The 11908-nt window shown below is 65.0% G+C and carries 13 protein-coding genes; 4 read left to right on the forward strand and 9 right to left on the reverse strand.

The window, feature by feature from the left end; genetic code table 11:
- The first annotated feature begins 209 nt into the window (after nucleotides 1–209).
- The gene (locus NP_RS11155; protein WP_011323965.1) at nucleotides 210–809 is read left to right on the forward strand and encodes a DUF6149 family protein; all 600 of its coding nucleotides are present in this window, start codon (nucleotides 210–212) and stop codon (nucleotides 807–809) included.
- Between the two features lie 9 nt (nucleotides 810–818).
- Here NP_RS11155 and NP_RS11160 read toward each other — a convergent pair whose 3' ends face one another.
- Both NP_RS11160 and NP_RS11165 read right to left on the reverse strand, forming a co-directional pair.
- Nucleotides 819–2156 carry an NAD(P)/FAD-dependent oxidoreductase gene (locus NP_RS11160; protein WP_011323966.1) on the reverse strand — a complete coding sequence of 446 codons (1338 nt, stop codon included), beginning with the start codon at nucleotides 2154–2156 and terminating at the stop codon, nucleotides 819–821.
- Between the two features lie 34 nt (nucleotides 2157–2190).
- On the reverse strand, nucleotides 2191–2514 hold the full coding sequence (locus NP_RS11165) for a hypothetical protein (RefSeq protein ID WP_011323967.1): 324 nt from the start codon (nucleotides 2512–2514) through the stop codon (nucleotides 2191–2193).
- A 97-nt stretch (nucleotides 2515–2611) separates the two neighbouring features.
- Here NP_RS11165 and NP_RS11170 point away from each other — a divergent pair, with 97 nt between their 5' ends.
- On the forward strand, nucleotides 2612–3487 hold the full coding sequence (locus tag NP_RS11170; RefSeq protein WP_011323968.1) for a homoserine kinase: 876 nt from the start codon (nucleotides 2612–2614) through the stop codon (nucleotides 3485–3487).
- A gap of 3 nt (nucleotides 3488–3490) precedes the next feature.
- On the opposite strand, the gene NP_RS11175 is transcribed toward NP_RS11170, so the two are convergent.
- Both NP_RS11175 and pdxS read right to left on the reverse strand, forming a co-directional pair.
- Nucleotides 3491–3898 (reverse strand): disulfide bond formation protein B, encoded by a 408-nt coding sequence (locus NP_RS11175; protein WP_011323969.1) that lies wholly within the window; start codon nucleotides 3896–3898, stop codon nucleotides 3491–3493.
- Between the two features lie 63 nt (nucleotides 3899–3961).
- A complete protein-coding gene (pdxS, locus tag NP_RS11180) occupies nucleotides 3962–4867 on the reverse strand; it encodes a pyridoxal 5'-phosphate synthase lyase subunit PdxS (RefSeq protein ID WP_011323970.1) in 906 nt (301 codons plus the stop codon).
- 104 nt (nucleotides 4868–4971) lie between these two features.
- Between pdxS and NP_RS11185 the strand changes: the two genes are divergently transcribed.
- Nucleotides 4972–5670, forward strand: coding sequence for a DUF1405 domain-containing protein (locus NP_RS11185; RefSeq protein ID WP_011323971.1), 699 nt, complete (start codon nucleotides 4972–4974; stop codon nucleotides 5668–5670).
- A 43-nt stretch (nucleotides 5671–5713) separates the two neighbouring features.
- On the opposite strand, the gene NP_RS11190 is transcribed toward NP_RS11185, so the two are convergent.
- Genes NP_RS11190 through NP_RS11200 form a run of 3 tightly spaced genes read right to left on the reverse strand, consistent with a single transcriptional unit; the run spans nucleotide 5714 to nucleotide 8423 of the window.
- A complete protein-coding gene (locus tag NP_RS11190) occupies nucleotides 5714–6610 on the reverse strand; it encodes an HFX_2341 family transcriptional regulator (RefSeq protein ID WP_011323972.1) in 897 nt (298 codons plus the stop codon).
- A gap of 59 nt (nucleotides 6611–6669) precedes the next feature.
- Nucleotides 6670–8202, reverse strand: a complete 1533-nt coding sequence (locus NP_RS11195; RefSeq protein ID WP_011323973.1) for a sodium:solute symporter family protein — start codon at nucleotides 8200–8202, stop codon at nucleotides 6670–6672.
- Nucleotides 8199–8423, reverse strand: coding sequence for a DUF3311 domain-containing protein (locus NP_RS11200; RefSeq protein ID WP_049939681.1), 225 nt, complete (start codon nucleotides 8421–8423; stop codon nucleotides 8199–8201). The genes NP_RS11195 and NP_RS11200 overlap by 4 nt, the downstream gene beginning before the upstream one ends.
- Nucleotides 8424–8654: 231 nt before the next feature.
- Between NP_RS11200 and dnaG the strand changes: the two genes are divergently transcribed.
- A complete protein-coding gene (gene dnaG, locus NP_RS11205; RefSeq protein ID WP_011323975.1) occupies nucleotides 8655–10184 on the forward strand; it encodes a DNA primase DnaG in 1530 nt (509 codons plus the stop codon).
- On the opposite strand, the gene NP_RS11210 is transcribed toward dnaG, so the two are convergent.
- Together NP_RS11210 and NP_RS11215 are read right to left on the reverse strand one after the other, a co-directional pair.
- On the reverse strand, nucleotides 10161–10568 hold the full coding sequence (locus NP_RS11210) for a GNAT family N-acetyltransferase (protein WP_011323976.1): 408 nt from the start codon (nucleotides 10566–10568) through the stop codon (nucleotides 10161–10163). The two genes, dnaG and NP_RS11210, sit on opposite strands and share 24 nt — an antisense overlap.
- Nucleotides 10565–11887: a DUF92 domain-containing protein gene (locus NP_RS11215; protein WP_011323977.1), complete on the reverse strand. Its 1323-nt coding sequence runs from the start codon at nucleotides 11885–11887 to the stop codon at nucleotides 10565–10567. The genes NP_RS11210 and NP_RS11215 overlap by 4 nt, the downstream gene beginning before the upstream one ends.
- Nucleotides 11888–11908 lie beyond the last annotated feature (21 nt).

Consider the following 11908-nt stretch of genomic DNA (forward strand, 5'->3'; position numbering starts at 1 on the left):
GGGTTAATGTGAATTGCTATACGAATCTCCGCGGCGACGGGACACGCGTTCAGCAGGCCCGTTGCCGCCACGGACGGCTGTGTACACGACTGGAAAGGAACACGGGTGCAGCGAAAACCAGTGTTCGACCGTTTGTCTGCAGCCTTGCCGCTGGAAAGGCCAGCCGAAGCCCGCAGTTTGAAACGGTTCCGTCGCATACAGAGGGACACATGAAGCTCTACCAGAACCCTCGCCACTGGGCGTCGAAACAGGCGTTGACGACGCCCGGCCTCCGTGGGGCCGCGAACTACGCGCTGGTCAAACTCCATACGAAGATATTCCTGGGCAAAGCCGATGCCGACCGCCGGGAGGAGCGGCGCGACCACCTTGACGACCTCTTCGATGCGACGATAGACGCCTACGTCGCCGCGCTCGAAGCCGACTACACCGAGGCCGAAGCGCGCGAGATTACCCACATCCAGGCGAACTTCGATTTCTTCAACCACGGCTGGACGGAGATGATGGAGATCCCGGCCGACGAACTCGAGCCCCACTACCGCCGCTATGAGTCGTTCTTCCAAGAACACGGCATCACCATCGACGACCCGCTCGGGGAGTTCCGGCCCGCCGGTGGTCTCACGTCGGCCCCAGAAACGCCCGAAAAGCTCGATGAGCCGGCGTTCGAGAACGCAATCGCCGGGTTTGCTGACGACGTATACGTCGAGACGGCCGACGGCGAGACGGTCGTTGGCGGCGACACGGAGCCGCCGGAGGATGTCGACCCGACAGCGGTGCCGGGCGTCGACGACGAGGAAGCACAGGCCGACTGACCGGCGACGCTACCGAGCGTCGAGGACGCCGTCGGCGGCGGCGAAGCCAGCCTCAATAGCCCCGTTGAGGCTTCGTTCGGGGTACTGTGCCCGGGAGGCCATGCCGGCGTAGTAGACGCCGGGCGCGCCGTCGTCCGTGAGGTCGTAGGGAACGACCATGTCGAGGTAGCCCCGTTCGTACACGGGAGCGGTTTTCGGGTTGCGAGAGATAGCAACCCAGTTGACGCGGTCGCGGTCGAACTGCGGAAACATGTCGGCGATGCCATCGAGCCACAGCGCTTCGATTTCGTCGTCGGACCGCTGCCAGAGGTCGTCTGCAAGCTGCTGGACGTAGCTTGCGACGTACAGCAGGTGCTCGCCGCCGTACCGTTCGGCCGGCACGAAGTTGGTGTGCTCGATGAGCGCGCCGAAGGGCGCGTCGTCGGCGATGTTGAGCCAGTAGGTGTCGAGCAGTGATTCGTCCATCGAGACGACCGCACACACAGACCCCTGAAAGTCGATATCGCACGTATAGCCGGTGAGCGACTCCAGCACGTCCGGCATCGTCGCGACGACGACGCCGTCGACCGCGTGGGTCGTAGCGTCGCCATCAGCGTCGGCGACGGTCAGCGACTCGACGGGGCCGCGCCCGGTGGTGTCGGGCGTCTCGGCGAAGTCGAGTTCCCGAACGCGGCTGCCGGTCTCGATGTGCTCGCGGCCGACAGCGTCGACGAGCGCGTCGACGAAGACGCCGAAGCCGCCATCGAGGTAGCCGAGTATCTCGCCTCGGAGGAGGTCACGCTCGCCGCGGAACTTGACACGACCGAGCAGCCACGCCGCCGAGACATCCTCCTTTCGGTCGCCAAACTTGGCGTCGAGAAGCGGCTCGAAAAAATACTCGTAGACACCGCGGGTGGTGTGCTCGATGAGGAACTCCCGAATGGGAACGTCCTCGAAGTCCGCAAGCGACTCGTAGGTGTCGCGACGCGGCCGCCCACCGCGGACATCGACTTCGAGCGTCAGCATCGTCAGCCGGAACTTGTCGTAGACGGAGAGATACGGGTAAGCAGCGATTTCCCACGGCGTATCGAGCGGATGAGAGACGCCGTCAACGTAGTATGCGTTCTCGCCGACGCGCCACTCGATACGGTCGGCGACCCCGAGGTCGGCCGCGAGGTCGACAATCGTCTCCTCGGATTTGGAGAGGTGGTGGTAGTACCGCTCTATCGGGTCGCCGGCCGTCTCATAGGTAGCCGCGAGGCCGCCGACCGTCTCCGAGGCCTCGAAAATCCGCACCTCGTGGCCGGCTTGCTGGAGCCGGTAGGCGGCGGCCAGTCCGGCCAGCCCGCCGCCAACGATGCCTATCATACTGGCGGGTGGCGGTCCCGGCAGTTGGCTCTTTTCACTCGGCTCGCTGCCAGTCGACGTCCGCCTCAAGTCGGGCGTGTATCGACGACAGCATGGACATCTCGGCCCCGTAGAAGCGTTCGCGGCCGACCGGCGTCCGGACCCGCATGACGAGCGTCGTCGTTGTCGCGTCAAAGACCGTCAGTTCCCACGTTCCGTCGGACCCCTCCCAGTGGCTCCGCCGTTCGGTCGCTTCGTCCTCAATGACGCGCGTTCCAAGTTCCCAGCTCAGTCGGGTACGGTACGGAACCTCAGAGGGGAGCGCCGTCTTGGCCGGCCCGTCGGTCAGGCTCCCACTCGTCGAGGCGTTTGTGGCCATGTCACACTGCCCGTGACCCACAGTAAAAAACATGACTCTTTCCCGCCGACGGCGCGAAAGGTCGGGTTTTATCCCGACCCAAGCGGAACGGAGGCGTATGATAACGGTGCGGGCCCCAGCGACGAGCGCGAACTTGGGCAGCGGGTTCGACGTCTTCGGGGCGGCGCTCGAACGTCCGGCGGACATCCTTCGCATCGAGAAGGCCAACCGCACCACGATACGCGTTACCGGCGTCGGAAGCAAGTACATCCCGGAGGACCCGGAGAAAAACACCGTCGGCGCGGTCGCGGAGGCGCTGGATGCGCCGGCACACATCGAGATCGACAAGGGCGTCCGGCCGGCCTCAGGGCTCGGCTCCTCGGCAGCGTCAGCGGCAGCGGCCGCTGTCGGGCTCAACGAGCTCTACGACCGCGGGCTGAGCCGCGAGGAACTGGTTCCGATAGCCGCAGAGGGCGAAGCGGTCGTCTCGGGGGCCGCTCACGCCGACAACGTCGCGCCCTCGATTATGGGCGGCTTCACCGTCGCCCGCGAAGACGGCGTCACGCAGGTCGATGCCTCGATTCCGCTCGTGGCCTGTCTGCCGGAAATCGTCGTCTCGACGCGTGACGCGCGCGGAGTCGTTCCCGAAGCGGCTCCGATGGAAGCTGTCGTCGACGTCGTCGGCAACGCGGCGACGCTGGCGGTCGGGATGGCCCGTGACGACCCGGCGCTTGTCGGCCGCGGAATGGAAGACAGCATCGTCACACCCGAGCGGGCTGAGCTCATCAACGGCTACGAGACGGTCCGCTCGGCCGCCGAGAACGCTGGCGCGACCGGCGTGACGATTTCCGGTGCTGGTCCAACGGTTATCGCCGCCTGCCATCGGGGCGACCGCACCGCCATCGCCAGCGCAATGCTCGATGCCTTCTCGGAGGCCGGCGTCGAGGCGCGGGCCTACAAGACTGAAATCGGCCGCGGGGCCGAACTCTTCTGAGGTTCAGCCGTCGACACGCCGTTCGACAACCGCGAGTGCGACAGAAAGCGCCGCAAGCAGGAGAAACGCCACAAGCGCCAATCGCGGAATCGTAAAGACGCCGAGCCCGCGCCAGTAGATGGCGGTGCAGCCGCCGCCGACGGTGCAGGTCGTCTCGGGAGTAAGCTGGATAGCAGTGTGGTACGCCGAGACGACGACGCCAAGCCCAGACAGCGGCAGCGCCGTTCGCCAGACACCGACGCGGCTCTCAACGGCAGCAACACCGAACACGACGACGAGCGGGTACATCAGGATGCGCTGGTACCAGCAGAGGTCACAGGGAACAAAGCCGGCGACGTCGCTGAAATAGAGGCTCCCGAGCGTCGCCACAGCAGCGACAAGTGTACCCACAGCGAGTAGTCGACGGCGCATAGCTACGGTCACGTCGCGCGGCTAAAAAAGCGGTCGGGTCGGCAGGTTCGTGCGGGAAGCTCCTCAGATGCCGCGGTCCTGCAGCTTCTCTTCTTCGGGCAGCGTCTCGTTGGCCTGCCCCTTCATGCCCTTGCCGGGCGACTTGGCGATTTCTTTGAGCGTCTCGGGGTCGTCGTAGTTGTTGACCGCCGCGACAACCGCCTCGCCCATCGCTTGTGGGTTCTCCGCGCCGAAAATACCGGAGCCGACGAAGATGCCGTCACAGCCGAGCTGCATCATCAACGCGGCGTCGGCGGGCGTCGCGATGCCGCCGGCGGCGAAGTTGACGACCGGAAGCCGGCCCATCTCGGCGGTCTCGTGGACGAGTTCGCGGGGGGCGCCGTGTTCTCTGGCCCATTCGTCGCGTTCTTCGTAGTCCATCCCCGAGAGCTTCCGGATGGAGCGCTGAATGTTCCGCTGGTGGGTGACCGCCTGATTCACATCGCCGGTACCGGCCTCGCCCTTCGTGCGAATCATCGCCGCGCCCTCGTCGATGCGTCGGAGGGCCTCACCGAGGTTCCGCGCACCGCAGACGAACGGCGCGGTGAACTCCCGTTTGTCGATGTGGTAGCGGTCGTCGGCCTGCGTCAGGACTTCCGACTCGTCGATCATGTCTGCGCCGGTCGCCTCGAGAATCTGTGCCTCGGCGGTGTGGCCGATTCGGGCCTTCCCCATCACTGGAATCGAGACCTCGTCGATGACGTCTTCGAGCCCGCCCGGGTCAGCCATACGCGCGACGCCGCCGCGCTTGCGGATGTCTGCGGGAACGGATTCGAGATGCATCACCGCAACCGCACCCGCGTCCTCTGCGATGCGGGCCTGCTCGCGGGTGACAACGTCCATGATGACGCCACCCTTCTGCATCTTCGCGAAGCCGCGCTTGACAAGGTCCGTCCCGCGACGGAGCTCTTCGAGGTCCGTATTGCTCATGACGGATTTTAGGGGCTGGACGTATTTAATGCGTGTCGTTCCCCCCGACGCTGTTCCGGAAAGAGGACGGGGAGGTTTTTGTCGATGGAAACGGAGCCTCGGGCATGAACCTCCGCCGGTACCTGGAATCGGACGTACCCCGCGACGACCTGCCGTGGTACCTCGCGCCGCTGCCGGCGGCACTCGAGAATCTCGCGCTCAATCTCGCGTGGCTTGTCGTCGCCGTCAACCTCGCCGGCACCGCGTTCGGCTTCTATTATTATAGCCCGCAGCTCGCACAGACGCCCGTCGAAATGTGGGTGTTCGTCCCCGACAGCCCGATGGCGACGCTGTTCATGGCGCTGGCGCTGGCGTCGTGGAAGCTCGGCCGTCCACAGCAGTGGCTCATCGCGTTGGCGTTTTTCGGCAACATCATCCTCGGCGGCTGGACGGTCTGGGTCCATCTGGCCTTCTGGGAGCAGTTCAGCTACCTCCATCCGGCGATGCGGCAGTTCCTCATCTGGAGCCACGCCGCGATGGTGGCACAGGCGTTTCTGCTCCACCGTATCGGCGATTTCTCGCCGTGGGCAGTCGGAGCCGCAACGCTGTGGTACGGCGTCGACACGACGGTCGATTATTTCATCCCGGTTCGCGGCGACCTCCATCACACCTTCCTGCCGGCGGACCGCGAGGCGGCGATGTTCCTTGGGGCCGATGCCCTCGGTGTCGCGGCAGCCGGAGCCGTCCTGCTGTTCGTTGTCTCGGTGTATCTCGCGTTGACGACCCACGTCGCAACGCTCAGACAACGGTCAACGGCTGCCTGAGTCGGCCCTCGCAGCGAACCGCGGGGGCTGAGCCATGCGGCCGCTACAGGTCGGATTCGTCAGCGTGGGAGCGAACCCACAGTTCGCCGATACGGGAAAGCCGCGTCCGGTAGGACTTGCCGTGGGATTCCTGTTCGATGTAACCCTTTCCGCCCGGGCCGAGCCGGTCGACGTTGTAGATGACCTTCGAACGGAACGAGTCGGTGTACTCTTCGCCCAGTTCACGGGCCAGCGTCTGGGCGAGCTCCGAGACGGACTCAAACTCGTCGTGTTCGCCGAGCGTGAACAGAATGAGCTCCTCGAACGGTTTGACGTTCGAAAACGAAGCGACCGGGAGTTCGATGATGTGGCTATCGCCGAACTGCTTTGCGCCGATTGTCGTCCCGCGCTCGTCGAACTCTTCCAGGAGGTCGCGGGCAACGTCGAGATGCTCTTCGATTCGTTCATCTTCGACGTCGTCTTCGAGGACATCTTCGAGAAGCGAACACTGTGCGCGCAGTTCCTCGGCCAACTCCGTTTCGAGATATTTCTCGGGAACCGTGTAGTAGGTGTGGATGCGGTCGCGGTCTCCTTCGCGTTCTACCATAATCGAATGAGCCGCTGTCGCAAACGCAAACGAGACAGTCCGGGGCATCGCCGAGACGTTGACCCACACCTCGCTGCCGGTGTCGAGTTCGCCGTTAATCAGGTCGTAGGCCTGCTCGAAGGCGGCGTCGTAGTCGTAGACATCCTCGACGAGGTACTCCTCAGTTTCGGCCCCGAGCAGGTTCGTAAAGTCCTTCTGAAGCTTGTCTGCGAGGTTCCGCGAGTACTCGACGTTGGCCTCACTGCCGACCGCCCCTTCAAGGAGAATCACGCGGTCGACATCGAGCTGGTCTCTGACCAGCGGCGCAATCAGCCGGTCGTAGTCGAAGCCGACCGGGACGATGTGGGTCTGCATGGCTGCCGATAGCACCGAGGCCGGTAAAAATCCGGGGAGTCACCGAGCGCGGCCGCCGTTCAACCGCGTCGGAGCGACTCGAAGAACAGCGCAGGGCGTTCGCTGTCGGCCTTCGTCGTCGCCGCCGAGACGACGACGGTTGCGACCAGCCCCAACAGCAGACAGTATATCGAAATCCCCCACCCGAGGTACGTCTCGGAAAACAGCATGGCCGAGCCGACCTCGGTCGCCGGCAGGAAGTTGAACGCCAGATAGACCGCCTGTGGCAACAGGATGCCGGCGACGAGGCCCTGCTTTGTCGTCCCACGCCAGTAGAGGGCTACGAGAACCGGCACCGTGAGCTGTGCGAAACCGCCGAAGGCGAGGTCACCGATTTCAACCAGTACCGAGCCGACGGCGACCGCGCCGAAGGCCTCGGCTTCGGCCCAGACGCTGGCCGCGAGCGCGGCGATAGCGAAGACGGCAACGCCGATGCGGCCGAGTCGGTCCTCTTGTCGTTCGGTAATCCCATCGTCGACGAGCGGGCGGTAGACATCGCGGGTGAAATACGACGACCCCGAAAGCAGCATCGAGTCCGACGAGGACATCATCGCCGCGATGGCACCGGCGATAACGAGCGCCGCGAACCACGCCGGCGTGTAGGTATCGAGCAGTATCGGCAGGATGCTCTCGCCGGCACCGACATCGGCCTGCAGCCCGAGCCCCTGTGCCCACGTGCCGAGCAGGAACGCCGGCACGAAAAGCAAGAGCACAAGCAGCGGCCACAGCGCAAACGAGCGCTTCAACACCGTCTCGGAGGCGGCGGTGAAGAATCGCTGGTTCACTTGCGGGAACATCGCGACACCGAACGCAATCGAGATGGCGAAGGTCAGCATCGTGCCGGGGGTATAAAAGTCGCTGCCGAGCGCGAAGAACTCGGGGCTGGACTCGGTAAGGCCGGCGTTGATTGTCGAGACGCCGCCGTCGACGGCGACGAGTACCCACACGAGCGCCGCCCAGACCATGCACAACATAAACGCCCCTTGGAGGGTGTCGGTCCACGCGATGCCGCGCATGCCGGCGAGAACGACATAGAGTATCATGAACCCAGTAATGAGCGAAGCGCCGGCCCAGAAAGGTACCACGCCGTCAGTCAGCGCTGCGAGCGCGCCGCCGGCCCCGATTTGCTGCAACATTACGTACGGGAAAAGCCAAAACAGTGAGACAACGGCGACAAGCGCCCGGACGCCGGTCGAGCCGAACCGGTCGCCGAACATCTCGCCGAGCGTGACGTAGCCGTGGCGCTGCCCGAGGAGCCACTGCTTGTAGCCGATGAGATACCAGAGGATGGCGAAGATGAGCCCGTCCATGAGCCCCATCACCAGAATCCACTCGGGGCCGAACGCGTAGGCGTTGTCCGGGCCGCCGAAGAAGGTAAACGCCGAAAGCAGCGTCGCAAAGACGGTAAAGAGGAGAACAGCTGTCCCGAACGTCCGGCTTGCCAAGTAGAAATCCTCGGCGGCGCGTTCGGTGACCCGGTAGGCGAGAAGGCCGATGGCAAGCGCGACAAGCAGGTACCCGACGACGATGGTGACCTGAAGCGTCGCTGTCATCGCTTTTCACCCGCCGGCTCGACGATGCCGATGCCCCACGCACGCTTTGTGAACACCCAGAAGACGACCGATGAGGCCGCCAGCCAGCCAACGTGCCACCACAGCCACAGCGGCAGCCCCAGTGCTGTCCGGCTGTCGCCCCACAGGAACCACGGTATCGCGAGCGCCAGAAGCACGGCAAACAGTACGGCCCAGCCGTATCGCTCCGCCGTCGAAACCATCGTGGACCCGACTATCGCATCGCCCGCCCTAAACATTACTATTCCTTGAACAGAGGCGAGCTTCGAAGAACAAATTTCTTCAGACCTGCGGCAGCTACCGGAGTGCCGAGAGAGGTTACAACTGGAACCCACGGCCGCATCATTTATATCACTACCATAACGTATTTAAAACGACCATGAGGTCACTCATGGATTCATCACCATCACCGCCCGGCAACGGGCAGTTCATCAATGCAAGACACGGCAAAATATCTCGTTCACGCGGACATCACGGCGGACGGTGTCGTCGAACGGTCAGACGTCGTCGGGGCCGTCTTCGGCCAGACCGAGGGGCTCCTCGGCGACGAACTGGACCTCCGAGAGCTACAGGACGCCTCAAAGGTCGGTCGTATCGACGTCGAAATCGACTCCGAGAACGGCCAGTCGTTCGGCCGTATCACGATAGCGACGAGCCTCGACAGGGTTGAAACGGCCATCCTCGGCGGCGCTTTGGAGACGATAGACCGGGTCGGACCCTGCCGGTCGGCAATCGAGGTTCGGAAAATCGAAGACGTCCGGTCGGCAAAACGCCGCGAGGTCGTCGAGCGGGCGAAGTCGCTGTTGGACGGGGCCTTCGACGAGTCGATGCGGTCGAGCCGCGACCTCGTCGAGGAGGTCAGAGAGTCGGTTCGCGTCGAGGACATCACTGACTACGAAGGGCTACCGGCTGGGCCGGCGGTTGCGGACTCCGATGCTATCGTCGTCGTCGAGGGCCGTGCTGACGTGCTCACGTTACTACAGTACGGCATCAAAAACGCCGTCGCTGTCGAGGGAACAAACGTTCCGGAAGCGGTTGCAAGCCTGACTGAGACGCGAACGGTAACCGCTTTCCTCGACAACGACCGCGGCGGTGAACTCATCCGCAAGGAACTCGGACAGGTCGGCGACATCGACTACGTCGCCACGCCACCGGACGGCAAATGCGTCGAGGACCTCGCTCGTCACGAGGTCATGTCGGCGCTTCGGGAGAAGGTTCCCTACGGCCGCTTCAAGCAGGCAGCGTCCGATGACGCCGACCCGGAAGCAGCCGAGCAGCGGACCGGAGAGGCTGCGGGAGCGACTGCGGCGGACAGCGAACCGGCGGCGACCGACGGCATCGGCGGGGTGACGACTGACGCCGAGGGGAAACCGGTGAGCAGTCCGGAATCGCCGGCAGAAAGCCCTGCAGCCGACGAGACAGCCGCTGTCAGCGCCGGCACCACGCCGGCGGATGCCGAAGAAGCGGCCGTCGACGGAGCGACGAAAACGTCCACAGCCGGTGAAGAGCCGAATACACCAGACGACGAGCTGACAGCCACGTCAGAGGCCGCAGAACCCGGCAGTGCCGAGACGAAGGGAGAAAGCACCGCCGCCGAGGCCCCGGAGTCGTCGGCCGACGGGCCAGCGGCTGCTGGGGCATCGACCGACGAGCAACCGAAAACGCTCCGCGGCCACGTCAGCGATGTCATCGAAGCGGAGACGGGGACATTCCGGCTTCTCGATGCGGAGTTCGCGCCGCTCGCGGCGGGCGATGCGGGTGACGTTTTCGAGGCTGTCGCCGACGCCGAGACGGTCCCAGCCGCTGTCGTCGTTGACGGCGAAGCAAGCCAGCGGCTCCTCGACATCGCCGCCCAACGAGGAATCGACCACGTCGTCGCCGCGTCGACCGGCGAGTTCGTAAAGCGGCCGACGAGCGTTCGTGTTCGGACCGCAACCCAGCTACTCAACCCGGAGAAAGCGTAACCCGTCGGTCCCGTCGGCGTAGAACTCGGGGAGTCGCTCGTCCGGCTCGAAGCCGAGGTCGAGATACAAAGAGCGGGCAGCCTCGTTTTCGACCGGTGTCACCGCCGCGATACCGTCGGCGGCGATGGCCGTGTCGACGGCATCGACGAGCGCGCTCGCACAGCCGCGGCGGCGGAACGACGGCCCGACGACAAGCTCCGAAAGCGTCGCCGTCGTGCCCGGGAAGGCAATAGCGTAGCCGGCCGGCATCCCCTCGTCGACGGCAAGCCGACCGACGAACGGGCCGTCAACCGCGGCCTCAACCAGCGATGGGTCGGCGTACGTGAGGTGTTCTTGCAGCGTCTCGATTGCCGGCCGGTCTGCTTCCGTCAGCGGCCGAATCATATGAGAACAGCAACGACCGCGGCGGCCGTCCCGGCCGAAAGCGTCGCCAGCAGGTTCACGCTTTGGTTGCCGAGCCGGCCTCCTTCGAGCGTCGCACCGAGAATGCTGTCGACGACCATCCCGAGAACACCCGCACCGAGGACGGTCGCCGTTGCGATGGTGTCGAACTCGAAGAACGCCCAGCCGAGGCCGGCGATGATGCCCGACCCGGTCGCACCGGCGACAGCGCCCTGCCAAGTGACGCCGCCGTCGGTTCCAGGGTCGACGCGCTCAAGCGTCGTTATCAGCCGCGGAGCATCGAAGAGACCGCCGAACTCGCTGGAGAACGTATCAGCGAGGGCGGCCGCGACGGCACCGGCGAAGGCGAATTTGAACACGGTCGCGTCGATGCCGACGTGTCCCGAGGCGGCGTAGCCGACAACGGCGACCAGCGCGACCGCGGAGTTCGCGAGGACGTTTCCGCCGCCGCGTGCCCCCTCGTTTTCTTGGGCGATACCACGGTCCAGTTTCTCGTCGTAGCGGTACTTCGAGGCGAGGCCGCCGAGGCCGAAGAAGGTCACGAGCAAGACGAACCATCCGTAGCCGCCGAGCACGACGGCAAAGAGCGCAAGCAGAACGCCGGTGAGCATCCCCGTCACCGAGGCGGTATCGAGCGCGTAGGCGATGTAGCCGAGGCCGACCGTGACGGCGAGGCCGACAGCGACCCGCTCCGGGGTCGGCGAGAGCCCAAGTGAGAGCAGCAGCCAGACGAGAAGCGCGACCGCGAGGACGACAAGCGAGTCGTCCTGCACGTAGAGCACCGAGCGAATGAGCCCCCCGAGCAACGCGCCGCTGGCGGCGACGAAAACGACGAGCGGCAGCGAGGCTACCGCCGCACCGAGCCAGCCGGCAGCGACAGCGGCGACGCTTCCACCGACCGTCCCGAAGGCGGCAAACGCCGACGCGCCGACGGCTGGGCTGGCGACGTAGCCGGCGGCGAGTCGCTGGCCCACGTTGCCGACAGTCAAAACAAAGACAGCGACGACTGGCACAACCGCTGGGAGTTCAACAGCGACAAGCAGGACGCCGAGAGCGGCGACCGCGAGGGCGAACGAGGCGAGACCGTAGAGCCGCTCTTCGGCCCGGTCGCGGCGGCGGGCAAAGAGTTCAAAAAGCGGTCCGTCGCTCGTCTTGAAGCCGGCGACGGCAACGAGTCCGAAGACGGCGGCGGTAGCCGCCGCTGCGGTGGACGAGCCATAGTGGGCGTCGAGAGCCGGCGCAAGGAAGACGAGACTCCCCACCAGCAGATACGCGACTGCCCGCCGCAGGTCCCGAGTCACGGGGCGAGATACCCCCGTCTG

The sequence above is a fragment of the Natronomonas pharaonis DSM 2160 genome, assembly GCF_000026045.1.
GTDB classification, from domain to species: domain Archaea; phylum Halobacteriota; class Halobacteria; order Halobacteriales; family Haloarculaceae; genus Natronomonas; species Natronomonas pharaonis.

Excerpts from the sequence above, each read along its gene's own strand:
- NP_RS11190 (WP_011323972.1), bottom strand. The coding sequence starts at position 6,610 with ATGCAGACCCACATCGTCCCGGTCGGCTTCGACTACGACCGGCTGATT.
- pdxS (WP_011323970.1), bottom strand. The coding sequence starts at position 4,867 with ATGAGCAATACGGACCTCGAAGAGCTCCGTCGCGGGACGGACCTTGTC.
- NP_RS11155 (WP_011323965.1), top strand. The coding sequence starts at position 210 with ATGAAGCTCTACCAGAACCCTCGCCACTGGGCGTCGAAACAGGCGTTG.
- NP_RS11195 (WP_011323973.1), bottom strand. The coding sequence starts at position 8,202 with ATGACAGCGACGCTTCAGGTCACCATCGTCGTCGGGTACCTGCTTGTC.
- dnaG (WP_011323975.1), top strand. The coding sequence starts at position 8,655 with ATGCAAGACACGGCAAAATATCTCGTTCACGCGGACATCACGGCGGAC.
- NP_RS11170 (WP_011323968.1), top strand. The coding sequence starts at position 2,612 with ATGATAACGGTGCGGGCCCCAGCGACGAGCGCGAACTTGGGCAGCGGG.
- NP_RS11175 (WP_011323969.1), bottom strand. The coding sequence starts at position 3,898 with ATGCGCCGTCGACTACTCGCTGTGGGTACACTTGTCGCTGCTGTGGCG.
- NP_RS11210 (WP_011323976.1), bottom strand. The coding sequence starts at position 10,568 with ATGATTCGGCCGCTGACGGAAGCAGACCGGCCGGCAATCGAGACGCTG.
- NP_RS11200 (WP_049939681.1), bottom strand. The coding sequence starts at position 8,423 with ATGGTTTCGACGGCGGAGCGATACGGCTGGGCCGTACTGTTTGCCGTG.
- NP_RS11160 (WP_011323966.1), bottom strand. The coding sequence starts at position 2,156 with ATGATAGGCATCGTTGGCGGCGGGCTGGCCGGACTGGCCGCCGCCTAC.
- NP_RS11165 (WP_011323967.1), bottom strand. The coding sequence starts at position 2,514 with ATGGCCACAAACGCCTCGACGAGTGGGAGCCTGACCGACGGGCCGGCC.
- NP_RS11185 (WP_011323971.1), top strand. The coding sequence starts at position 4,972 with ATGAACCTCCGCCGGTACCTGGAATCGGACGTACCCCGCGACGACCTG.